Genomic DNA, 24,704 nt, shown 5'->3' on the forward strand with positions numbered 1-24,704 from the left:
ATGAGAGGAGGGACGCAGTTGTCCTATATCGTTGATTTTAAAAATGTGTCTACGATTGGTTTAGAGTCTTCGCCTGTAGCAGAAGCGCTTGCCGGTTTACGTGCAAATGAAGCCCGTTACTTTATGAACAAATACGAGCATACATTTACGGTTGTACCAGCCAGCGAAAGCCAGGAGACCCTTGACTATGTGAACCAAATTCTGAAAGAGGAACGGGACATTGAGTTTGCAGCCAAACCTTTAGAAACGTCACGGTTTCAGGTGGAAAATATCAAAATGGCCTATGTCTTTTATGAGGATGGTCTTTCGATTAATGTCATGTATACGGTTGATGACCCTAAGAAGCGGGCCGTTGGTTTTAAGCTTTCCGAGGGGATGGAGATACCCAAGGAGTTAGAAGAAAAGTTTAAGTTTGCAAGACAAAAGTCCAAACTGGCTGGAACCATTCGGGGCTCGTTTTTTGTAATTAAAGGTGAATATTAAGGTTAGACCGTGAGTCCAATTCGCGGTTCCAAATCAAGGGGAATTGCAATAATGAAACCATCAGTACAAAAAATTCGTGATTTAACTTTGGTGCGAAGAGCGGGAAGCCGGTTGCTCGTCATAGGCTGTGACTCTAGCGCAAGTATCGGAAACAAGCCAATGGATGCTGTGCAGACTCCGCCGGATATCGTCGGCTATTATACAGCCCGGGTTGCGGTTATGGAGGTTCTGTCCGTAGGTGCGGACATTCTTACCGTAGTGGATACCTTAGCTGTGGAAAAGTATCCGACAGGAAGCGAAATTATCCGTGGAATACAAAGGCTGCTGGACGAAGCCGGACTCACAGAGGCCCATTTGAATGGCAGCACGGAGGACAATTTCGGGTCGTGCCAGACAGGCGTAGGGATTACCGTTATCGGAGAAACCGATGAGGAACGGCTGAAGCTGAAGCGGTCGCTTGCCGGTGACTGTGTGGTTATGCTGGGGGAACCGCTGATCGGGAGTGCAGTATTGGAGCAAGGGGCAAAAATATGCAGCATCCGGCAGCTACAGTCACTTGTAGCCTCACCTGAGGTGCATGAGATTCATCCGGTCGGCTCAAAGGGGGCCGGGTATGAGGCTGATCTTCTGGCTGAGCTGAACGGCTGCAGTTTTCAGGCAGTTTCAGGGATCACGGAGAAGCTGAACGCCTCAGGAGGCCCGTCGACAGCGGTGATTTTCTCTGCCGCAGAGGAACAGCTTGAATACATCCAATCCGAAATTGGCGGCGGGACGGAGATTATCGGTCGTTTACTTCCCCTCAGGTGAGAATCCCATAAAATAATAGCGGGAAAGCGAAAAAAGAACCTGGAAAAACTCCAGGTTCTTTATATTGCACATAAACAGACACGGTGATATAATCAAAACACGACCGTCGTAAGTTATTTTTTCATAATTATAGCATCCTACACTCTAAGTGTACCACGCCACCAAACTCTTGTCAAATGTTTTTTCTCAATTAAAGGATTAGGAGAGATGTTGAATGAGTACTTTGGTTCTCGGTTTTCAGGAAATGGACAACACGCAGCTTTTGCTCGTTGGCGGAAAAGGGTTGAATCTAGGGGAATTATCCAAGATTGAAGGAATACAAGTACCCGAAGGCTTTTGTGTTACAACAGCGGGATATCAAAAAGCCATCGAACAAAACGAAACATATCATGCTTTGGTGGGTCAGCTAACCATGCTAAAAGTAGAAGATCGGGATCAAATTGCTGAAATCAGCAGGAAGATTCGACAAATCATTATGGAAGCAGAAATTCCTTCCGATGTTGTGAGCGCAGTTACTCACTATCTCTCCCGGTTCGGTGATGAACTTGGCTTTGCAGTGCGTTCTAGTGCGACTGCTGAAGATTTGCCGCATGCTTCTTTTGCCGGTCAACAAGATACCTATTTAAATATCATCGGCAAGGATGCGATCCTGCAGCATATCAGCAAATGCTGGGCTTCCCTATTTACGGATCGCGCAGTAATCTACCGTATGCAAAATGGGTTTGACCACAGTCAGGTTCATTTATCCGTTGTCGTACAAAGGATGGTTTTCCCGCAGACTTCAGGGATTTTATTTACCGCTGATCCGATAACCTCCAATCGGAAGCTGCTATCCATTGATGCCGGTTTTGGACTTGGTGAAGCGCTGGTCTCCGGCTTGGTATCTGCCGATTGTTATAAAGTGCGGGAAGAGGAAATCGTCGAGAAGAGAATCGCAACCAAAAAATTGGCTATCCACGGGCGAAAAGAAGGCGGAACAGAGACCCGGCAGCTCGATCCTGATCAGCAAACGGCTCAAACACTTACTGAACAACAAATTCTACAGCTGGCACGCATCGGAAGACAGATCGAAGCTTATTTCGGCCAGCCGCAAGATATCGAATGGTGTTTGGCTGATGGTACATTTTATATTGTCCAGAGCCGGCCGATCACTACTTTATACCCGATCCCTGAAGTGAATGATCAAGAAAATCACGTTTACGTATCCGTCGGTCATCAACAAATGATGACCGACCCCATGAAACCACTGGGACTGTCTTTTTACCTGTTACTAACTCCTGCTCCCATGCGTAAAGCCGGTGGAAGGTTGTTTGTTGATGTCTCACTTATGCTGGCTTCATCTTCCGGCAGGGAAACTTTAATAAATGTCTTGGGAAAAAACGATCCGCTCATAAAAGATGCATTGACGACCGTCATAGAGCGGGGGAATTTTATAAAACCGATACCGGAAGATAAGAAAGAACAGAGTAACGGTAAAAGCAATCAAGATCAGGCGCCTGCGAATTATCAAACACTGAACGATTACGATCCGACAATCGTTTCTGATTTGATTAAGCGAGGTGAAGCAGCGATCGAAGAGTTGCAACATAAGATCCAAACGAAATCAGGAGCCGATCTATTTGATTTTATCCCGGGAGATATCCAGGAATTAAGGGAGAGGAAGAGCGTAGCTGATCCACGAAGCTTTGGTGTGATTATGACTGCTATGAATGCTTCATCATGGATCAATGAAAAAATGCTGGAGTGGTTGGGTGAAAAAAACGCAGCAGATACGCTGTCTCAATCTGTACCAAACAATATCACTTCGGAAATGGGTCTGGCTCTAATGGATGTCGCAGATGTGATACGTCCTTATCCGGAAGTCATTAATTATTTACAACATGTAAAAGAAGATAATTTCCTGGATGAGCTGGTTAAATTTGATGGCGGACAGGAAACCCAAGACGCTATCTATGCTTATCTGGGCAAATACGGAATGCGATGTGCCGGAGAAATCGATATTACCAGAACCCGTTGGAGCGAAAAACCAATTACACTTGTCTCCATGATTCTGGGTAACATCAAAAACTTTGAGCCTAATGCCGGAAAGCGGAAGTTTGAGCAGGGGCGACAGGAAGCGTTGGCAAAAGAACAAGAGTTATTAGAGCGATTGAAGCAATTACCGGATGGCGAACAAAAAGCCAAAGAGACAAAACGAATGATTGACCTAGTCCGGAATCTCATTGGATATCGGGAATACCCAAAATATAATTATATTAACCGCTTCTTCGTTTATAAGAAGGCTTTACTGAAAGAAGCCGAACAACTAGTACAAGCGGGCATTGTTCGTGAAAAAGAAGATATCTATTACCTCACTTTTGAAGAGCTTCACGAAGCCGTACGCACCAAAAAATTGGATTACAAGATGATCGGCAAACGAAAAGACGAGTATAAGTTATATGAAAAACTAACTCCGCCACGTGTTATCACTTCTGATGGCGAAATACTCTCCGGCAAGTACAAACGAGAAAATTTGCCGGCTGAAGCTATTGCAGGTCTGCCTGTTTCTTCCGGAGTGATTGAGGGGCGGGCACGTGTCATCTTAAATATGGAAGATGCCTATCTGGAAGATGGAGATATTTTAGTCACCTCGTTTACTGATCCTAGCTGGACACCATTGTTTGTATCCATCAAAGGCTTAGTCACCGAAGTTGGCGGACTGATGACCCATGGAGCAGTAATCGCGCGTGAATATGGCTTGCCGGCAGTTGTCGGAGTAGAAAATGCTACCAGACTGATCAAAGACGGGCAACGGATTCGCGTGAATGGAACAGAAGGGTATATCGAATTATTGTAATAGCTGAGCTGGCGTACTATATAAAAAAATGCCTTGTTTACCAGGGCATTTTTTATCCTCAACTATAAGCTTCTCTCCAATAATGCTCCAACTTGCTTAGCCATGATTTGCGGCGGATACGGCATTCCACTTCTAATCCACCATTCAATCACCCCTACATAAGCGGTACCGGCATATTGCAGCATAACATCTTCACTTAAATCCACATTTCTTCCGCTTTCTCTATCAACCTCCCCTTTAAATCCTTCCATAACATAATTAAGAAGCCGGGTTCTAAAAGAGGGGGCTCCTTTACTGGCTAACATAGTTGAAAAAAATAAATAGTTTTTCTCAAAGTACTCAAAAAAAGGTACAAGCCCATTGCTCCAATCCAGCTTACATGCCCATTCATCCATCTCGCCCAATTCGTTCATGTGTGATTCGATCAGTTTATCGAGCAGATCATATTTGTCCTGATAATGAAGATAAATGGTTCCGCGGTTTAGGTTGGCCTGGTCGGCAATATCCTGAATGGTGATCTCATCGAAATTTTTTTCTCTCATCAATTCAATTACAGCTTTTTTCAAGGCTTCTTGCGTTTTAATAATTCTCCGGTCCATTTTTGCCATCCTGTACTCCACCAATCTTTAATAGATAATTAACATTTTCAATTGCTGTGTTGAGATATCAACAAACTGCGCTTTTTTAACCATTGATTGTAAGCTTCTTACTCATATAATAATAGACAGAAGTTGATTAAACAAATTCTTTTGTTAATCCAGCAATTTACATGTGAAGATAGGAGTTGTTTTTTTGGCTAAACGAAACAATTTGTTGATTTTTATTTTAACCGTAGGAGTCTTCGGTATTTTAAATACTGAAATGGGCTTTATTGGTATACTGCCTGCTATTTCAGAGCATTTTGATGTCAGTATAGCCAAAGCAGGGTGGTTGGTAAGCTTTTTTGCACTCGCAGTTGCTGTGTCTGGGCCGACTATGCCGTTATTATTTTCGGGTATAAATCGGAAGAAGGTCATGGTACTTGTACTTGGTGTTTTCGTTTTGGGAAACATTGTCTCCATATTTACAACTAACTTTACCATTGTATTAATTGCCCGCATTATTCCAGCCTTGTTTCATCCGGTTTATTGTTCTTTGGCATTTTCAGTAGCTGCTACTTCAGTTAGCAAGGAAGACGCTCCAAAAGCTGTTTCAAAAGTATTCATTGGAGTGTCTGCCGGTATGGTAATTGGTGTACCTATCGCAAGCTTTATTGCGAATACATTTTCTTTACAAATGGCGATGGTATTCTTTGCAGTTGTTAACGCTGTGGTATTCATTGCTACAATACTCTTTGTTCCGTCTATGCCTGTTGAGGAAAGACTTTCTTACGGTGCACAAGTATCCATATTAAAAAAATCAATGACATGGCTTTCGATTTTAGCAATCATTTTATTAAACTCAGCTGTATTTGGAGTCTATACGTATCTTGCTGAGTATCTGGAAACTGTTACGAATATGCCTTTGAATACGATTAGCTTAACGTTATTTATATATGGTGGTGCCAATATAATTGGAAATATAATTGCCGGAAAACTACTCACTAATCATGCTTACAAGTCTGTAGTATCCTTTCCCTTTGTGTTGGGAACTGTCTATATCCTATTATTCTTATTTGGTCAGTTTAGCATACCGGCGGCGATCATTACTTTAATTTGGGGGATTTTAGCGGGAATAGGAGCAAACATAAATCAATACCTGATGATGTCCGCAGCTCCCGAAGCACCTGATTTTGCTAATGGTTTATTTTTATCTGCATGTAACATTGGGACAACCATTGGTGCAGCAGTAGGCGGATTATTTATATCTGAAATAGGCACACCGTACGTGGTATTAGTAGGATTACTGTCTTTGGTTTTGAGTTTTGTAACCATTTTACTAAGGAAGAGCAAAGAAAGTGAGGGATAGTATTGGACAGACCCTATATTATTTGTCATATGCTAACGTCATTGGATGGAAAAATCGTTGGAGATTACTTAGGCGAGGATCGAACAGCATATTTTACCAAGAAATACGAGGAAATTCATGATCATTACGGATGCCAGGCATGGATTTGCGGAAGAATTACCATGGAGGAACACTTCACATTTGGAAATAAATTAAACCTGGATCAAGAAAACACTCCGATTATCCCTAGAACAGATTACGTAGCGGAAACCGATGCTAAAAACTATGCAGTTGCAATAGACCCTTCCGGAAAATTAGGATGGACAAAAAATATCATTACAGATGATGATGATCGATTTGGTCATCATATTGTAGAAGTACTAACTGAACAGGTATCGGATGCTTACCTAGCTCATCTGAAGAAACTAGGCATTTCTTATATTTTTGGCGGCAAAGAAAGCTTGAATTTCACTGTAGTAGTGGAAAAGCTAAAAAAATTATTTTCTATCGATAAAGTTTTACTTGAAGGTGGGGGAGTTTTAAACGGCTCCTTTTTGAATGAAGGTTTAATTGATGAGGTTAGCTTAGTCTTAGTCCCGGTAGTAGATGGTGCAGCTAACTCTTTGACATTATTTGAAACGAGCGCCCGACTACAAAAAACCAAGCCGGTAAATTTCTTTTTAAAGAGTGTAGAAAAACTGGACGATGGCGGGTTATGGATGAAGTATATGATTAATCCTTGAATATGAATGGAAGGCACTAAAAATCCGCTATAGACCAAGTCCCATTAGAACCCGCGCCCAGCGCGGGTTTTCTAGTTCACTCTATCCCTTTGCTGCTTACGATAATTAGATGGGCTCACTCCGAAATAACCGGTGAACTTTTTTGAAAAATAATCCGGGGAATTGAACCCGACTCCAAGAGCAATCTCAGTAATTGGACGTACCGTATATTTGATCAGCTTCTCGGCTTGGTTTAACCGGTATTTGATCAGTGTTTCGATGATGGTATCACCCACCTGTTGTTTGAACAAATGGGACAGCCGGGAAGGAGAGAGGCATACTCTACTGGCAAGGTCCTCAACTAAATGTTCTTCCATATAATTTTTACCGAGTATATCCAACACTTCGCTTATGCGGGGGTCCAGCTCCTTCTTCCGCTGATTCTGGCTGGCGACCAGAAGAATAATCTCCTCAAGCGCATTCAGCGTCAACTCATCCCGCAGCAATATATCCCTATGCAGTCTATAATATAATACTCTCCGGAAGGCTGACTCTATGGCACGGCTGGAGTTCTCATCGTCGATGTGCAGATGAAAGATCGGACCCTTCGTATTGCTGGAGGGCAGCCAGTCCATCCAATTCAAACGTGGCAGGAAGTGTGCCCACAGTTTCTCCCACGTATATCCTTCATCCGTAAAATAATCCTGGGGGGTTCCGGGGGATACAATAGTTAACATACGTTCTGTACAGGACAGATATTCTCCGTCTCCGTTATATATGGAGCCTTTACCCGATAAAGTATACATAATTAGCCAATCCTTGGTCCCCTCAGGCCGGTAGCAGGTATATCCGTAAGGTTGACTGTAATAGTCCGATACGAGGATGCCAGCGGGATGTGTATACTGCTCATCCATTATGCGCATAGCAGGATAGTTAGGGTTATTAGCCATATCCTCATTCCTTTCAGGAGCTGCTCTAATTTACAATTGTATATGAGTCTAACACAAGATAAAAGCATTAGCTAGCAATTCGACATTGTAAAGGGAGTGGCTATATGACATATACACAGCAGGCAAAAACCCTTAATCTAACGGGGACATGGAAATACGCTCTCGATCCTCAGGATAGGGGGGAGTCGGAGCTTTGGTATGATTCCAAGATGTTCAAATCTCAAGGGACTGTAAGACTACCGGGTACATTGACTTTGAATGAAGTAGGTGATGTACAGGAGTGGAGCGATGAGATGAACAGGGAGTCAGTCCGTTCCTTACGCCAGCGCTATTCCTACTATGGAGCTGCCTGGTACGAATACGAGACGGCAGTTCCGGCTGAATGGGCGGGCAGGAATTTCATGATATTTCTGGAAAGGGTAATGTTCCAGTCGACATTATGGGTGAACGGACAGCTTGTCAGCCAGCAGGATAGTCTGTCTGTTCCTCATGAGTTTGACGTGACCGCATATATTCGGACTGGAGAGACAAACCGGTTCACCATTCGGGTAGATAATCGTGACATCCAGAATCTAGGTACCTATCCCAGCGCATACACTGAAGAAACCCAATCCATCTGGAACGGAATTGTTGGACGAATCGAGCTGCAAGCGTTAGAGCCATTCTTCATTAAGGATCTACAGATATATCCCGACCCGGGGCTGCACTCAGTAACTGTTAAAGGCACATGTCACAATACAACCGATTTAGAGATACGTGCAACAATAGATTTAACAGCCAGTATCTGTCACGGCAAAATACAGCATGGAGCGCCAACCCTTCTGAAAACCATGCAGCTTTCTGCGTTCTCCTCGGAGTCCTTTGAATGGTTATATCAGATGGGAGATGAACCGCTATTATGGGACGAGTTCAACCCCAATATTTATGAGATGAAGATCGCAGGACGGGTTAACCTTGGGGAACTGCAGATAGAGACAGTAACCAGCCAAACGTTCGGCTTGCGGAGTTTTCAACGAAATGGGAGAGTGCTGGAGATCAATGGCAGGCCGCTTTTTTTGCGGGGAACATTGGAATGCTGTATTTTCCCGTTGACAGGTCATCCTCCGATGGAGCTAGCCGATTGGCTCAGCCTATTCGAAACGGCTAAGGATTACGGCTTGAATCATATCCGGTTTCATTCCTGGTGCCCGCCGGAAAAAGCGTTTGAAGCTGCCGACCAATTAGGCTTTTATCTGCAGGTTGAAGGTCCAATGTGGATGGATACGTGGAATTCGCCGGTCGGGGCGCATCCGGAACATTACGCTTATTTACCTCAAGAAGCACGTCGTATCCTGCTGAAATACGGGAATCATCCATCCTTCTGTATTTACAGCAACGGAAACGAGCTGAACGGTGATTTCGATTTGCTTCACAGCATGGTCGCAGACCTGAAGGCATTTGATGACAGGCATATGTATACGCTCACCACGAATTGGGACCGTCCGCTGGACCCGGCAGATGATCTGTTCTGCGCCCAGACCGTTGATGAAGCCGGAGCACGCGGACAATATTTTCTTGATGGGATAGCCAGTTCCACGCTTATCGACTTCCGTGAGGCTATAGCCAGAAGGCCAGTTCCCGTTGTGACACATGAAGTAGGCCAGTATACCGTTTATCCGGATGTTGAAGAGATCGAACTGTACCATGGAGCATTGCGTCCGGTCAATTTGGAGGTCATTCGTGCGGATCTGGATAAACGCGGTTTGCTGGGCGATATTCGTAAGCTGGTCCACGGCTCCGGCATGCTTGCGCTCCAATTATACCGTGAAGAAATCGAAGCAGCACTGCGTACGCCGGAGCTCGGCGGATTCCAGTTGCTTGATTTGCATGACTTTCCAGGTCAAAGTACGGCTACTGTCGGTATTTTAAATGCATTCTGGAAGTCTAAGGGGTTGATAGACCCCCGGCAATTCCGTAATTTCTGTGATGCTACTGTGTTACTTCTCCGTATGCCAAAACGGATATACACCACTGAGGACACCTATACTGCAGAAATAAATATGGCACATTTCGGCCCCAGCGATTTATCAGACGCCTGCACTAAATGGATTATAGCGGATGGGGAAGGGATCAGTCTTGATCATGGTTATGTAAAGGCAGAGAAGATTCCTCTTGGATCCGGTATTGTCCTTGGACAATTTACAACTGAGGTTCTGAAACAAATCCGAAAAAGTGACCGGTTGACAGTATCTTTGGAATTGGTAGGTACGGAAATTCGTAACGAATGGCCAATCTGGGTATATCCTCACACGGAGGAGCAGGTCGATATCACGCCAGAAATTACAGTAACCAAAACACTGGATGACGAGTTGTTGCGTAAATTGGCAGATGGAGAACGAATTCTTTTCCTCGCCAAAGAGGGTGAGCTAGAACATTCAGCTAGAGGGAAGTTCCATCCTGTCTTCTGGAGCCCGGTACATTTTGCAACTGAAAATCCATGCGGTATTATCGTAAATCCTGTTCATCCGGCACTGAAACACTTCCCGACAAGGGAGTATGCAGAGTATCAATGGAAGGATCTGCTCGATCATTCAGTATCGCTCGTAATAAATGATGATTTGCCATTTGATCCGATCGTTCAGGTTATTCCTAATTTCTATCATAATCGGAAGCTGACAAATCTTACGGAATATAACGTCGGTATGGGCAAGTTACTCATCTGTGGCATTAATATCGAGGATGCATTGGAGCACAGACCTGCAGCGGCACAGCTTCGTAAAAGCCTGATGGATTACATGTCCACTGACGACTTTGCTCCCGGAATGACGCTGGAAATCAATGCACTCCGCATGTTATTGAAGAAAAAAGAGCCTGATTCCCATTCGGAAGGGGTGCAAATCCCTCAGAGCCGTGAGCTTGCCTTGGGCAAAAAAGCTGCAAGTGATAGCGTGAAAGATAACCATCATAAAGCAAGCAACGGGAATGATGGCATCGGGCATACGATGTGGCTGGCGGAGGACGAGCTCCCGGGTCACTGGTGGCAGGTCGATCTGGGAGAGGAACAAGCTCTCACAGGAATCCGGGTGAAATTCCATCAGGAAGGTAATTTCCTGTACGTCATTCAAACTTCAATTAACGGGATAGAGTGGAATGTAGCCTCGAACCAGACTGGTCAAACATCAACTGCTCAGACGCGGGTTGACCGGTTTAACGCAACCGGAAGGTATGTAAGGATTGTCTACAACGGCTTGCCAAAAGGCCTCAGTGCGGGACATTATTCATTTGAGGTTTATGGAGGTTAAAATCCGTTAAATCAGGCAAAACCCACCACCTTAGAAAGAGGTAGGGTTTTGCCTTTTTCTATTTTCTATTCGCGTCATTAATGAACTCTCACCCTCGTGAAAAGCCACCCGCCTACCGCAAATAGAAGGTAAAGCAAGAGGTTGAATCCGACGCCTAGCAGAAGCGAATCGTTAAACAGCAGCGTTTTGAAAAAGGATACGACATGCACCCTCAGCGAAGGAACCGCCGTTCCGACCGGGATGGCCGTGAGAATCAACGCGGACAACAGCCAGCCGACAGGGCTGGAATACCCTGATACCAACATGCTCAGAAGTGCCATGGCCATCAGGTAAAAGGCCGTCTGATAAAGGAATGAGCCTGCAAAGCCAAAGTCATTCCAATGAAAGGCATCGACTAAGTCAACGGTGCTGGCATAATTGTGTAATACATGGATTTGCAGCGTGATCCATATGGAGTTGCTCAAAGCAACGGCTGCCGCCCAGACGGCAAAAACGGCATGCAGACCTTTGAAATATTGCTTTCGGCTAGCGCCCAAATGAACGATCCGTTTGAAATAACTAAGCGGCAACGCGATGGCCATCAGCGGTAAAAGCAGAATGAGCATGTTGGTCTCCGATAGGCGGGATATTCCGCTGCTGTCTGTAAGAGAGGTAACGATAAGTTCAGCAATTCTACCAAGCACGATGATCATCAGGACGAACCAGATATACATTTTGAGTTGTCTGTAAGTTGCCCTTAAATGAACGGCCAAAGTCCCCATTTCAAAGCCCCCCTTCGATCAAATACAGGAATAACTTCTGAAGACTCAACGTTTCGATCGAAATGTCCTGCTCGCGGGCTTGCCGTATGTCTTTGTCATCCAGTTTTTCGTAAATAGCCGCAAGTGTGCCTCGTCCATAGGCCTCATGGTATAAAACACGCTTACCTGCTAATGAGACTCCCCGCCGGTATTAAAAGCCATCACGTCTTGTCCGCATTTCCCATTGAACTTAAAAAGGATAACCAAACTGAAAAAGCTTCGTTGCTTGTAACGGAAAAGGATAACAATCTTATTCATTTCTATGACGAAAAAGACAATCCGCTGTATTTGGATCATACTGGTGTGTTGGTGCCGAAATCTTATGCCGATCAATACAGTATTGCTGAAGGGGATACCGTCCAAATTACGTTTACTGCCCCCGGGATGAGCAACAAAACGGTGGAGATGAAGGTGCTAAACATCTCTACGCAGTATTCAAGCCCGACTTTCTACATCACGCCGGAGTATTTGACCAGCTTGGGGCTGACATACAAGCCAACCTCGCTTTTGTTGGAAACCGATCCATCGGCAGATCCGGCGGGCATCCGGAGCTATTTTGAGCAAGATCAAAGAGTGGATGCCATTTACGATAAGGCGGATCTCCGGAAGGAGGCCCGTTACATTTTGCAGCAAAACAGCTTTGTCTTTATAATGTTTATTATTTGCGCAGTCATCCTCTCCTTTGGCGCGATCTACACCATATCGTCGATCAATATCTACGAGAGGAACCGCGAGCTTGCAACGCTTAAAGTGTTGGGTTATTACAAAAACAAAATCAACCGGCTTATATTTTTGGAAAATATATTTATTACGACGTTGGCAGTGCTAGCGGCCTTCCCGGTTTGCGGATATGTCTATAAGATGGTTGTAAAAGCGTTGTCAAGCACCCATCAGCAAATCCCGAATCATTTAAATTTGTTTATTGTATTGGTGTCGGCACTGGTCGCCTATGTGCTCACTCTTTTGGCCAACCTGCTGCTCAGACGTAAAGTGACCGGAATCAATATGATTGAATCCTTGAAAGGTTTGGAATAGCACCTTAACTTTAAGTGGTCGTAACAATTGAGATTTTAAAATAAATGTAAATCAGGAGGAGCAATGGAATTAAGAGTGCTTCGGTATTTTCTTACAGTAGCCCGTGTAGAAAACATTACACATGCGGCGACTATTCTGCACGTGACACAACCGACGTTAAGCAGGCAGTTGGCCGATCTGGAAAAAGACTTAGGAACTCAATTGTTTGTACGCGGGAAAAGCAAGATAACACTAACGGATGCAGGGATGCTTTTGCGTCAGAGAGCTGAAGAAATCCTTATCCTTGCGGATAAAACAGAGAAAGAATTTAAAGATCAGAACAACCTGGTCGGAGGAACGATATCCATTGGAAGTGTTGAATCATTAACATCAAATGTTATTTTAAAATTGTTAAAAGAATTCAATATTGAATATCCGCAGGTTAGTTATCACATTTTTAGCGGGACAGGCGATGAGATAAAGGAGAAAATAGATAAGGGATTACTTGAAATTGGGATTTTGCTAGAGCCTATTCATATTGAAAAATACGATTTCATCAGACTGCCACAAAAGGAACGCTGGGGAGTTCTTACAAAGACCTCGTCACCGCTTGCACAGAAGGAATATGTGACTTCTAAAGATCTGGCCGGAGTGCCTCTGCTTATACCCAGCCGGTCTGTATTACAAAATGAGATTGCCAGTTGGTTTGCCGATGAGCATTCACAATTACGCCTTGTAGCTACCTATAACTTAATATCCAATGTGATTAATCTCGTGGAAGAGGGAATGGGGAGTGCAATTTGTATTGAGGGTGCTTTTGCAATGAAGCAATCTGACAATTTATGCTTTATACCCTTTTATCCCGAGCTTCAATTCGGATGTGTAATTGTCTGGAAAAAACACAAGATCTTCAGCCAAACCGCGGCCCGCTTTTTACAACATATCAAGCATGCCTTAAAGGCATAATAAAGCATGAGATATAGGTATTGGCTATAGCTATTTATGTGGTGATATTTTAAAGGTGCAGTGAATGCAGCCTTTATGTATTACAGATAAATAGCTTTTTTGTTATGTAGAGAAGTTATTTGTGGAGGTGGGAAGCTTGTAAACAGGAATTTATAAAGCGCTCTCGTTTGTTTTATTTTATCTAGCACCAAAAAGAGGGGGCATTATTGTATGAGCCAGAAGTATGCCAAGCCTTTATAACAGCAGTGGAAGAGGATGGGGTTGATTTGCTGGGGTATACTACCTGGGGCTGTATTGATTTGGTAAGTTCAAGTTCTGGAGAGATGAGTAAGAGATACGGTTTTATTTATGTGGATAAAGATGACTCCGGAAATGGAACGTTAATACGCAGCAGGAAAAAATCCTTTGATTGGTACAAAAAAGTAATTAGCAGTAATGGTAAAGAGCTTTGACCAGCTAATCAATGAAAAAGCAATAACGCATCGAGTCCATGACTCCATGCGTTATTGCTTTATAAAAAATCGTATTTGCTTCCTTGACTTAAAGTTAACTCCAAGTGATAAAGTGAGAGACAAAATGATATTGGGGTGAAAGGGATGGATGCATGAATAACTCAATACCCATGGAAAAGCTAAAGATATATTCATTACTGTCAGTTGCGTTATTAATTTCTTCAGGACCAGTAATCGCTGCTAACATTCCTGCGATAGCAAAGGATTTTCCGGCAATATCTCTAACGCATGTAGGGTTATTGACTACAATACCTTCACTATTCGTCATTCTCGGTGTTTTAGCCGGAAATCGGCTTGAGCTTCTGCTTGGGAAGAAAGTAACCATATTAACGGGATTGGGAGTTGTTCTCGTTGCAGGGATATTCCCCGCACTACAGCATGATTATTTTTCACTGTTGTTCATTTCCCGCTGTTTGTTTGGTTTGGGAATAGGCCTATTTAACCGGTTAATCATTCAGATGATCAGCGATTTGTATCACGAGAATCCAGGTAAACAGGCAACCTTAATTGGATTAGAAAGCTCCTTTGAAGGACTTGGCGGAATTTGTCTGACGCTGCTTGTAGGCCAATTATTGAGAATCAGCTGGTATACATCATTTTATGTTTATGCGCTGGCACTACCCATTTTTGTAGCATTCATTTTCTTTATTCCCGGTGATAAAAGAAAGTTGAAGAAAAACAGAACGGAACACCTGACAACGAAATCAATCAATCCAAGTGACAAAAGAAAGTCTTTTCAAGTGATGATTGGTTTTGGCATTTTACTGTTTGCGATTGTAACTATTTTTATCAACTATAATATCCAGATTACTCCTTTGCTTTTGGAGCAGAATATTGGAAACGCAACGAACGGCAGCAATATGATTGCTTTTATAGGCTTAGGAGCCTTTATTGCCGGCTTCTCATTTGGAAGGATCTATAAATGGGTCAGTGATTTTATCGTTCCTTTATCCATTCTTTTACTTGGAATATCCATGTTTGTAGTTACGGTCTCGCAAAGTATCGCCCTTACTACATTGTGTTCAATGGTTATCGGATTTTCATTCCGTTGCATCATGCCCTATCTGCTGCATACCTTTACTCAGCAAATTGCGGAAATGGCTAAGCTCGGCACCACTATAGTGTTGGTCGCTTATAACTTAGGAGCCACACTTTCACCGTATGAAGGGACGTTAATTAGACAAATATTTCACGTCCATACTGTGCAAGCGCTGGTTTCCACTAATGCAATAATCCTATTATTGATTGGATTAGCTGGTATTGGGGTAGCTTTCATAAATCAAAAGCATAAAAAAGGCGGGACTGCTCATGTCCAATAGTATTGGAAAAGCGCTCAAGGCACCGCAAGAACTGATCAAGGCACCAGACAAAACAGGAAGCTTACAGCAAAACGGCTTATCTGTAATTACTTTCTGCCTGCATACTCAAGGGAGAAAAGGCTCTTATTTTCTTAAGGATCATCTGTTATTGTACGTGAAATCAGGGACCTATACGGTTCGTTTCAGAGACCGGGAATATACCGTACGTAGTAATGAAATGATATTTATTCATAAATCAATTTTGATTGAATATGACAAATCGGGGGAATCCGGTTCCGGGTACATGCTGGATTATATGATGTTTTTTCTAAATGAAAAATTACTGGAGGAATTTGTGCAATTCGTTGGAGTGAAGCCGATTTATCCCGTAGGCGATGTTGTTCCGGTGTCCATTATTCCGGTTAATGATCTTACCCGAACTTATTTTGTGTCCTTGCAGCCTTATTTTAACCAGCCTAGCCAGGTCAGTGACGGTTTGGTTAAGATCAAACTGATGGAGCTGCTGTTTCATCTGACAAATTCAAATGAACGGTTTTTATATCAGCTGGTGCAGCCGGGCAGCTATGACAATGACAATAACAGTATCGCTAGAATCATGGAGGAGAATTTCACTAATCCCGTATCCCTGCAGGATCTGGCGTATCTATCGGGCAGAAGTCTGTCGACGTTCAAACGGGAATTTCAGGCAACCTACCATACTTCTCCCTTGAAGTGGATTCGCAACCGTAGGCTGGATAAAGCTGAGAGGCTGCTGTTAGAAACGACGCTTTCCGTCACTGATGTCTGCTACTCTACCGGATTTGAGAACATCACCCATTTCTCTAAAGTGTTCAAGCTCCGTTTTGGCCTCTCGCCATCGGAATTTAGGCAGAAATCTAAGCTCACAGAGGATGAAGTCAAGATGAGCTAAATGAACAAACAAAATGAGCTTCCTGACAAAGAAATCTATATTTATTCCTGTTATTCTTATCTCAGCCACTACAACGAATTACTAAATAGAGATAAGGAGAGATTCTGAATGAAAACACTCGTACTCGTATTCCACCCCAACCTTTCTGGTTCCCGTCTCAATCGCCGCTGGGTAGAGGAGATGGACAAACAAGATGGTGTTACTGTACACCGTGTATACGAAGCTTATCCCAACGAGGAGATTGACGTTAAAGCCGAGCAGGAGCTATTAGAGCAGCACGACCGTATCATTCTGCAATTTCCTTTTTATTGGTACAGCACACCCTCTCTGCTGAAAAAATGGGAAGATGCCGTTCTTACCTATGGTTGGGCATACGGAAGCACGGGCAACAAACTGCACGGCAAGGAACTAATGCTTGCAATTAGCTTAGGTGCTCCTGAAGCTTCCTATACACCTGACGGTGCATTCACGTATACCCTTCCAGAGCTGCTGCGGCCTTTCCAGGCAACAAGCAATATGATCGGGACCCGCTATCTGGCACCTTACGCAGTCTATGGAGTCATGCAGCTATCCGACGAACAAGTAGAGCAAGCTGCAAAAGCGTATCCGGCTTATGCTCTCCATCCTGAAGCTGCCTTGAATGTCGTATTGTAGAGGATATTATGAATGTACCCGAGTCGGCTTTTGTTTTGATTAAGGAAAGCGAGAGAGAAAACATTGGTTTCGGAGGGAAATTATTATCTGATCGCTAATGCCGGGAGGGAATCAAATGGAATACGTGAAACTTGGAAATACCGGGTTGGATGTTTCTAGGCTTTGCCTTGGTTGTATGGGCTTTGGTGAACCTGGACGAGGATCTCACAAATGGACACTTGATGAAGAGAACAGCCGTCCTATAGTCAAAAAAGCTTTGGAGCTTGGCATCAACTTTTTCGATATGGCAAATGTCTATGCAGAAGGAACAAGCGAGGAAATTGTCGGCCGTGCACTTAAGGACTATGCTAACCGGGATGAAATTGTTCTGGCGACAAAAGTTTTTTCGCGCATGCATGAAGGTCCAAACGGCTCCGGACTTTCCCGAAAGGCAATTATGAGTGAAATTGATAAAAGTCTCAAACGCCTTGGAACCAACTATGTCGATCTGTATCAAATTCACCGCTGGGATGATCATACACCGATTGAAGAAACCATGGAAGCATTACATGATGTAGTAAAAGCCGGGAAAGCTAGATATATCGGAGCTTCTGTTATGCATGCCTGGCAGTTTCAAAAGGCGCTGCATGTCGCTGAGAAGCATGGCTGGACCCGTTTTGTGACGATGCAAAATCACTATAATCTGATCTACCGTGAAGAGGAAAGGGAAATGCTGCCGCTGTGCAAGGAAGAAAACATCGGTGTCATTCCATTTATTCCTCTTGCATCAGGCAGATTGACCCGGAATTCGCAAGAGACCACACAACGTTCTGAAACCGATCAAGTGCAAAAAGCTAAGTATGATGCGACTGCAGAAGCCGACAGGATCATTATTGATCAGGTTGCTGCAATCGCAGCAAGATATGGCGTTCCCCGCGCTCAAATCGCACTTGCCTGGCTGCTGCAGAAAGAACCGGTCACAGCTCCTATTATCGGCGCTACGAAAATCACTCACCTTGAAGATGCGGCTGCCGCACTTTCGGTTATCTTAACTCCTGAAGAAATTTCATTACTGGAGGATTCATATGTACCACATCCGGTGTATGGGTCTAATGCCGGTTTTAGATAATGAGGTATGTTACGTTAAATTATTATTAGAAAAGGTGGAGCTTAAAAATGAAAGCAAATATTATGTATGCAGCCAGCGATGTTCGCGTTGAAGAAGTAGCCGTTCCGCAATTGCAAGAGCCAACAGATGCCATATTAAAGGTTGTTGTTGCGTGTATTTGTGGAAGTGATCTGCATCCGTATCATAACATGCATGCCCATGAGCATGGGGAAGCCATGGGACATGAAGTTATTGGACGAATAGAGGAAATGGGGGCATCTGTTTCCGGATTCAAGAAGGGCGATTTGGTTATAGTGCCTTTTGCGGTTGGAGACAACACCTGTCCGTTTTGCCGGGAAGGATTGATGACTTCCTGTGTACACGGAAGCTTCATGAGCGGCTGCCAGGCTGAATTTGTCCGAGTACCGCAAGCACAAGGAAGTATGTTCAAATTGCCTGACGAAATTGATGAAACTTCCCCTTTATTGCCTTCCCTGTTGACATTATCTGATGTCTACGGTACAGGCTACCATGCTGCGCTGATGGGAGGCGTAAATGAGAATACAACGGTGACAGTGATTGGAGATGGGGCTGTCGGGCTGCTTGCTGTTCTGTCAGCCAAGAAGCTCGGCGCCAAAAAAATTATTTTGATGGGCCGGCATAAGAAACGGACTGATCTGGGAATTGAATTTGGTGCCACTGATATTGTTCCTGAACGAGGAGAAGAAGGTATTGCCAAAGTCCGGGAGTTGACAAATGGGGAAGGGTCACATGTTGTTCTGGAGTGTGTCGGGCTGATGTCTGCTTACGAAATGAGTCTGGGTGCCGTGCGTGCTGGCGGAGTGATTAGCCGCGTAGGCGTTCCGCAGTATGAAGAAGCTCCTGTTGGCTTTGCAAGTCTATTCGGGCGGAACATCAAGCTTGCGGGAGGGCCGGCACCAACACGTGCGTACATGGAAGAGCTATTACCGGATATTCTCGATGGAACACTGGAACCTGGCCGTGTATTTGATGTAACGGTAGATCTTGACGGTGTCCCTGAGGGTTATCGTGCAATGGATAAACGTGAAGCACTTAAGGTATTGATTAGACCTTAATTAACATATTGAAGTGATTGATGACCAAAAACACAAAGCAGCGGCTTTCCAATAACGGGAGAATCGCTGCTTTGTTGTTTTTTCACGGTCTTTTTTAATCACATAGACTAAAATATTGTAACCAATAAAGCGTGAAACTTTTAGCTATGTCGGAGCGTCAAAGGGTTAGGAAAAGAATGTAATCGTCATTCCAGGAGGGTGAATCTGTGAAGAAGTTATGTATTTCTATTTTAGTGGGCTTATTAGCTTTGCCGATGATGCTTCAATCTTCAGTGAACGCTGCTAATTCGCCCATCAGCATTGTTATTGACGGAGTTAAATTGTCTACAGATCGGGCACCGGTGATGGTGAATGGACGGACGATGGTACCGTTACGGGCAATTTTTGAAGCCTTTAATGCCACCATCAAGTGGAATCAGAAATCCCAGACGGTAACTGCCACTAAAGATGATACAACGATTATGTTAAAGATTGGCTCAAAGATAGCCACGATTAACAATACAACCGTAACTTTAGATGTGCCTGGTCAAAATTTGAAAGGGAGAACGATGGTTCCTACACGATTCATCAGTGAGGCACTGGGGCATAAGGTGGGGTGGAACCCGGTTACAAAAGTGGTGACCATAACAACTTCAGACGGCGCAAGCGGGATTGTAAATCCGTCATCGAATGTGCAGGTAAAGGATGTGAGTGATTATGGTGACGGCCGGGATCTTCAGATCAGCTTCATCCAATCCTCTAATGAATCACTGGTGGATCATTACCGGGTAATGATTGTAAAAGCTTGGAGTTCCTTTGGCCTATCTTCTGCAGAAAAGGTAACGTCCTCCAATTACTCCACGGTATTAGTTACAGGCACTAACCCTACGATTAGACTGACAGCTAATTCAAGGGATGTGGATGGTGAACTCATTAGAAGCAATCAAACCTATGTAGCTTATATCCTGGCAGTGGGTAAAGGCAACAACACCAGTGCTCTTTCGATTAGTTCGGCGGCGATAACCCTGAACAATAATACTGTAGTAGTTGCGCCAAGCAACGTACAAGTAAATGATGTGAGTGATTATAGTGATGGCCGTGATTTATTTGTAAGTTTCAATAAAGTATCGGATGAGTCCAGGATAAGCTCTTACCGGATTTTTGTGGTCAAAGCTTCTAATTATTCCTCATTCAGTCTAGGGGCAGCCAATGCTGTTATCAGTTCAAATTATACGCAGGTCAACAAAACGGGATCCAATATCGCCCAAATATTGTCATCTGGAGCCAGGGACGTGGATGGGGCTCTGATTAAGACTGGAGTTAGTTACCGTGTGTTTGTTATGGGGGTAGATAGTGCAAGCAATGCAGCCAATAATTTGTTGTCTGCTGCTTCATCTGCGATTACGCTGTCCTCGGTAAATATCTCTAATTTAAGTGTAAGCGACGTTAGTGACTTTGGAGATGGCCGGGATATAAAAGTATCCTTTAACCACGCTACAGATGAAACGTATATTAGCCAGTACCGAATTCTAATTGTGCCTACAGTTTATTACAACAACTTTAGTCTATCTGAGGCGAATAATGTCTACAGCTCTTATTACACAACGGTGAGCACAACAGGATCTAGCACCAGTCAAGTGTTAGCCTCGTCAGCAAGAGACGTGCGTGGTGATTTCATTAAGAATGGAACACCTTACAGAGTGTACGTGTTAGCGGTTGGAAGCGGGAAAAATTTGGGCACCAATATTCTTTCGGCTGACGCACCATTAATTACGTTAACTCTAGACTACAGATTGTCACCTATTTCGAACCTGGATGTAAGTGATGTGAGTGATTACGAAGATGGGCGTGATTTAAAAGTATCCTTTAACCATGCCACAGATGAGACATACATTAACCAGTATCGTATCATGGTGGTCCCTACTTCCAGTTACAGCAGCTTCAGCTTATCCCAGGCGAATAATGTCTCCAGCTCCAATTATACGGCGGTAGGCACTTCAGGAAGCAGCACCAGTCAAGTCTTGAAATCGTCCGCGCGGGACGTAAACGGTACAATGATTAAGAGTGGCATCAGCTACAAAATATATGTCTTAACCGTTGGAAGCGGGAAGTATTCCGGCACCAATGTGTTGTCTTCAGAGTCGAATGTAATTACTTTATCTACTAAGCTTCCGGTGAGATCGGTCACCAATGTAACGTATAGTGTGAATGATGGAAAAATACTAGTCAGATTCAACCCATCCGCTAACGAGTCCAATATTTCGGAATACCGGATCCTGGTAGTTCCATCCAAGCAAGGTTTTGGTTCTGCGGAAGCAATTGCGGTTAAATCCTCGTATTTTACGTCGATAACTCCTAATGGAACGAATCCTGCAGTTGTAGCCTCGAGAAGGGATGTTAACGGTGAATTAATTGTTAAAGGGGTTAAATATAGAGTGTACGTTCTTGCTGTAGCCAATAACAATGGTTTGCAGAACGGCGGTCTTTCAGTTTCAACGGAAGAGTTTGAAATATAACTATAATTAATTAAGACGTAATTATATAAGGCAAAAAAACTTCATTGAGCATAAAAGCTTGATGAAGTTTTTTGCCTTGTTTTGTATATTTTCTTAATCCTCGCTCGTCAACCTTAATGACTAAATTCAATGGTTAGAAGTGTATAGTGGCAACGTCATTTGAAACGAAAAAACGTCACCGGTATGATGAAGCGTCAGGCTGCCTTGATGCAGCTCCGCGATATTCCTCGCAATAGAAAGACCGAGACCGGATCCGACCTGAATGCCTTCACTGCTCCTTGAAAAATCGACCTTATAAAACCGGTCAAACAGCTTATTTACTTGATCTTCCGTAAGTGGTGTGCCTTTATTTTGAACCTCAATAGTTATATGTGTACTATGCTGTATCAATCGAACGTGAATCACTCCGGGCTTGAAGGAATATTTTAAGGCGTTCATCAAAAGGTTGTCGATCGCTCTGGCAATTTTTTCGCTGTCCACAAAAGTGCTTATTGGAGAGGCTCCAATCTCTTTTGCAATTTGAATGCCGTTTTCTTGAGCAAGCGGTTCAAATTCAAACAGCAATTGCTCTAAAAGCTGGAATAAATCAATTTTCTTCCGATTCAATTGGGTATCGTCGACAGAGGTTAGCCGGGTGTATTCAAACAAATCGTCAAGCAGCTTTCTCAAATGTACAGCCTTGTTGTACGTGTTCTGAACAAAACGTGAATATTCGTCTTTATCTTGGAAAGATTCAGTTTTGAGAAGCTGGATATAGCCGATGATACTTGTAAGAGGAGTGCGCAAGTCATGTGAGAGGCCTGTAATCATTTCCATCCTAGATTGTTCGATTTTGCGTTCCTTCGCGATTTGTTCTTCTAAACGCTCCGCCATTCTGTTAATGTTCATGGCAACATTTCCAAGTTCGTCTTGACGGTCGACAGTTACGCGATAACCCAAATTTCCTTCAGCGATAATTTCAAGCCCCTGCTCAAGCTTGATCAAGTCCTGTACAATTTTGTGGGTCAAGAATAAAAAGATACTGATGAAACTAACGATAAACAAAGGTGTATTCAGATAAGGGAAAAAACGAAGATACCAATCAGATTCCATAGCATTACCAAGTTTAAGTGAAGTTAAAATGAAAACATTGTTTATGTTAATTGAAATTACCAGGCTGATGATCATCCGAATTAGAATATTGACTTGAATTCGCTTTTTGTGGTGTAGCTTTCGAGCACGCTTAGTCAATTTTATAGCCAACTCCCCATACTGTTTTAATGTATTGAGGTTCCCTTGGAGTTTCCTCTAATTTCTCCCGGAGATTGCGAATATGAACCATAACGGTATTGTCAGAATACCCGTAAGGCTCTTTCCACACGCTTTCGTAGATTTGCTCTGAGCTAAAAACTTGACCAGGCCGGCTCGCTAACAGCAGCAGAATCGCGAACTCCAAAGGGGTCAACGAAATCTCATTTCCTTTCAGTTTAACGGAATGCTTATTTTTATCGATCACCAGGTCTTTGATCAGGATCAGCGATTTGAATTCTTCTTTTCCAATTAATGATTGCCGGCGGAATTGAGCTTTTACACGAGCGATCAATTCCAAAGGGTTAAACGGCTTGACCATGTAATCATCCGCTCCAGTAGTCAAACCGATAATTTTATCAATATCCTCTTCTTTGGCCGAAAGCATGATGATTGGAGTATTTGAAATTTCTCTTATTTTCATACAGGCAGTGATCCCATCCATGCGTTGCATCATGACATCCAAAATAACGAGGTGGACGGGACTTGATTGGATGATGTTCAGCGCTTCCCCGCCATCGGCTGCCTCAATTACACGGTATCCTTCATTACGCAAATATACATGGATCACATCTCGAATATCCGGATCGTCGTCTACAACTAAGATTGTATTCATTTTCTGTCGTATCCTTTCTAATTTCAGGTTGGTTTCGGCCTCAAAACTCAAGCATGCAGCAATGATAAAATAGGATCTCCAAAAAAAGTTCCTAAAGCAAAAAAAGTTATCGTCCAGAGCAAGGCGCTTGAGTACGCAATAAGAGCAAATTTTTTATAATGAATACCGCTCAGTCCAATCAGCAAAGGCATAAAATAACGTACAACCGGGATGAACATCCCGATACACATCGCTGCATTGCCTCTTTTTCTTAAGATGGATTCGGCTTGTAGATAGTGTTTATTGTTCAACAGCTTTTTCTTAAATCCGTGACCGAATAACTTTCCTGCAAAATAGGCAACCGTGATCGCCGTTAGAAAACCTGCCAGAATACAGATATAAGCAGTCCAGTGATTAATAACGCCTGAGCGGCTTAGTATGGCACCAGTAAGGATGGTTATTTCATTGGGGATCGGGACTCCAAATGGCCCCAAGGAAAAGGCGAGAAAAAAGAATAGATAACCATATTGATGGATAAAGTCTAACACTGTATTACCGGTCATTATTTTCAGCTCCTCTTGTCGATAGAGGTATCGTAACGAGAAAAACTAAGGAATTGATGAGAGTATTTCTAAAGAAAATCTTAAGAAAACCTGAAGAGTGTGCAGAGGGGAGAGGGTGGGGAAGAACATTACAAACATCATCTGCGAAAAATCTGGTAGTAGAATCATCAACAAACTGTGATAAACCAACAAGAAAATAAGCCAAACAATAAGAGAGAATTAATGTCAAGAAGAATGCAATTAATAAGCTGCTGCCGAGATAGATTAAAATTTTCACATAGATATTCATTTATTATAGATGACCCCCCAATCCACTAAAATTCATCATAAAAACAAATCCTGAAGAACATCGTAGGATATTTCTAAAGAAATTCTTAAGGTGAATTCGACAAAAATACTC

Annotated in this window: 19 protein-coding genes and 2 pseudogenes; 15 read left to right on the plus strand and 6 right to left on the minus strand. The window is 43.3% G+C overall.

Going from position 1 to position 24,704, the window contains the following annotated elements; translation table 11 throughout:
* Positions 1 to 18: 18 nt before the first annotated feature.
* The 3 genes from AC0LWN_RS02650 (at position 19) to ppsA (ending at position 4,126) form a co-directional block, all read left to right on the plus strand.
* Positions 19 to 483, plus strand: coding sequence for a DUF8821 family protein (locus AC0LWN_RS02650; RefSeq protein WP_474663081.1), 465 nt, complete (start codon positions 19 to 21; stop codon positions 481 to 483).
* A 51-nt stretch (positions 484 to 534) separates the two neighbouring features.
* Positions 535 to 1,290, plus strand: a complete 756-nt coding sequence (locus AC0LWN_RS02655) for an AIR synthase related protein (RefSeq protein ID WP_474663082.1) — start codon at positions 535 to 537, stop codon at positions 1,288 to 1,290.
* A 214-nt stretch (positions 1,291 to 1,504) separates the two neighbouring features.
* Positions 1,505 to 4,126, plus strand: coding sequence for a phosphoenolpyruvate synthase (gene ppsA / locus AC0LWN_RS02660; RefSeq protein ID WP_474663083.1), 2,622 nt, complete (start codon positions 1,505 to 1,507; stop codon positions 4,124 to 4,126).
* A gap of 62 nt (positions 4,127 to 4,188) precedes the next feature.
* Here the strand turns inward: ppsA and AC0LWN_RS02665 are convergent, their stop codons facing one another.
* Positions 4,189 to 4,734 carry a TetR/AcrR family transcriptional regulator gene (locus AC0LWN_RS02665; RefSeq protein ID WP_474663084.1) on the minus strand — a complete coding sequence of 182 codons (546 nt, stop codon included), beginning with the start codon at positions 4,732 to 4,734 and terminating at the stop codon, positions 4,189 to 4,191.
* Positions 4,735 to 4,918: 184 nt separating this feature from the next.
* Between AC0LWN_RS02665 and AC0LWN_RS02670 the strand changes: the two genes are divergently transcribed.
* Positions 4,919 to 6,073 carry an MFS transporter gene (locus AC0LWN_RS02670; RefSeq protein WP_474663085.1) on the plus strand — a complete coding sequence of 385 codons (1,155 nt, stop codon included), beginning with the start codon at positions 4,919 to 4,921 and terminating at the stop codon, positions 6,071 to 6,073.
* Between the two features lie 2 nt (positions 6,074 to 6,075).
* Positions 6,076 to 6,795, plus strand: coding sequence for a dihydrofolate reductase family protein (locus AC0LWN_RS02675; RefSeq protein WP_474663086.1), 720 nt, complete (start codon positions 6,076 to 6,078; stop codon positions 6,793 to 6,795).
* A 71-nt stretch (positions 6,796 to 6,866) separates the two neighbouring features.
* Here the strand turns inward: AC0LWN_RS02675 and AC0LWN_RS02680 are convergent, their stop codons facing one another.
* Positions 6,867 to 7,724: a helix-turn-helix domain-containing protein gene (locus tag AC0LWN_RS02680; RefSeq protein ID WP_474663087.1), complete on the minus strand. Its 858-nt coding sequence runs from the start codon at positions 7,722 to 7,724 to the stop codon at positions 6,867 to 6,869.
* A gap of 104 nt (positions 7,725 to 7,828) precedes the next feature.
* Between AC0LWN_RS02680 and AC0LWN_RS02685 the strand changes: the two genes are divergently transcribed.
* Positions 7,829 to 11,005, plus strand: coding sequence for a DUF8487 domain-containing protein (locus AC0LWN_RS02685; protein ID WP_474663088.1), 3,177 nt, complete (start codon positions 7,829 to 7,831; stop codon positions 11,003 to 11,005).
* Positions 11,006 to 11,082: 77 nt separating this feature from the next.
* Here the strand turns inward: AC0LWN_RS02685 and AC0LWN_RS02690 are convergent, their stop codons facing one another.
* Positions 11,083 to 11,766 (minus strand): hypothetical protein, encoded by a 684-nt coding sequence (locus AC0LWN_RS02690; RefSeq protein ID WP_474663089.1) that lies wholly within the window; start codon positions 11,764 to 11,766, stop codon positions 11,083 to 11,085.
* 177 nt (positions 11,767 to 11,943) lie between these two features.
* Between AC0LWN_RS02690 and AC0LWN_RS02695 the strand changes: the two are divergent.
* The 9 genes and pseudogenes from AC0LWN_RS02695 to AC0LWN_RS02735 form a co-directional block, all read left to right on the plus strand.
* Positions 11,944 to 12,840 (plus strand): annotated as a pseudogene (locus AC0LWN_RS02695) (ABC transporter permease); the annotation flags it as partial.
* A 63-nt stretch (positions 12,841 to 12,903) separates the two neighbouring features.
* On the plus strand, positions 12,904 to 13,785 hold the full coding sequence (locus tag AC0LWN_RS02700; RefSeq protein ID WP_474663090.1) for a LysR family transcriptional regulator: 882 nt from the start codon (positions 12,904 to 12,906) through the stop codon (positions 13,783 to 13,785).
* 242 nt (positions 13,786 to 14,027) lie between these two features.
* Positions 14,028 to 14,237, plus strand: a pseudogene (locus AC0LWN_RS02705) (family 1 glycosylhydrolase); the annotation flags it as partial.
* A gap of 152 nt (positions 14,238 to 14,389) precedes the next feature.
* The gene (locus AC0LWN_RS02710) at positions 14,390 to 15,616 is read left to right on the plus strand and encodes an MFS transporter (protein WP_474663091.1); all 1,227 of its coding nucleotides are present in this window, start codon (positions 14,390 to 14,392) and stop codon (positions 15,614 to 15,616) included.
* Positions 15,606 to 16,526, plus strand: coding sequence for a helix-turn-helix domain-containing protein (locus AC0LWN_RS02715; protein ID WP_474663092.1), 921 nt, complete (start codon positions 15,606 to 15,608; stop codon positions 16,524 to 16,526). The genes AC0LWN_RS02710 and AC0LWN_RS02715 overlap by 11 nt, the downstream gene beginning before the upstream one ends.
* A 108-nt stretch (positions 16,527 to 16,634) precedes the next feature.
* Positions 16,635 to 17,180, plus strand: coding sequence for an NAD(P)H-dependent oxidoreductase (locus tag AC0LWN_RS02720; protein ID WP_474663093.1), 546 nt, complete (start codon positions 16,635 to 16,637; stop codon positions 17,178 to 17,180).
* A gap of 115 nt (positions 17,181 to 17,295) precedes the next feature.
* Positions 17,296 to 18,288, plus strand: a complete 993-nt coding sequence (locus AC0LWN_RS02725; RefSeq protein ID WP_474663094.1) for an aldo/keto reductase — start codon at positions 17,296 to 17,298, stop codon at positions 18,286 to 18,288.
* Between the two features lie 47 nt (positions 18,289 to 18,335).
* Positions 18,336 to 19,364 carry a zinc-binding dehydrogenase gene (locus tag AC0LWN_RS02730; protein ID WP_474663095.1) on the plus strand — a complete coding sequence of 343 codons (1,029 nt, stop codon included), beginning with the start codon at positions 18,336 to 18,338 and terminating at the stop codon, positions 19,362 to 19,364.
* A gap of 206 nt (positions 19,365 to 19,570) precedes the next feature.
* Positions 19,571 to 21,859 carry a copper amine oxidase N-terminal domain-containing protein gene (locus tag AC0LWN_RS02735; RefSeq protein ID WP_474663096.1) on the plus strand — a complete coding sequence of 763 codons (2,289 nt, stop codon included), beginning with the start codon at positions 19,571 to 19,573 and terminating at the stop codon, positions 21,857 to 21,859.
* Positions 21,860 to 21,985: 126 nt separating this feature from the next.
* On the opposite strand, the gene AC0LWN_RS02740 is transcribed toward AC0LWN_RS02735, so the two are convergent.
* From AC0LWN_RS02740 to AC0LWN_RS02750, 3 genes are read right to left on the minus strand one after another with little or no spacing between them, the layout of a single operon-like run.
* On the minus strand, positions 21,986 to 23,089 hold the full coding sequence (locus tag AC0LWN_RS02740; RefSeq protein ID WP_474663097.1) for a sensor histidine kinase: 1,104 nt from the start codon (positions 23,087 to 23,089) through the stop codon (positions 21,986 to 21,988).
* A complete protein-coding gene (locus AC0LWN_RS02745; RefSeq protein WP_474663098.1) occupies positions 23,082 to 23,762 on the minus strand; it encodes a response regulator in 681 nt (226 codons plus the stop codon). Before AC0LWN_RS02745 ends, AC0LWN_RS02740 begins: the two co-directional genes overlap by 8 nt.
* 47 nt (positions 23,763 to 23,809) lie before the next feature.
* Entirely contained in the window at positions 23,810 to 24,304 is a 495-nt protein-coding gene (locus tag AC0LWN_RS02750) for a DedA family protein (RefSeq protein WP_474663099.1), read from the minus strand.
* Positions 24,305 to 24,704 lie beyond the last annotated feature (400 nt).

Source organism: Paenibacillus sp. sgz302115 (genome assembly GCF_056120445.1).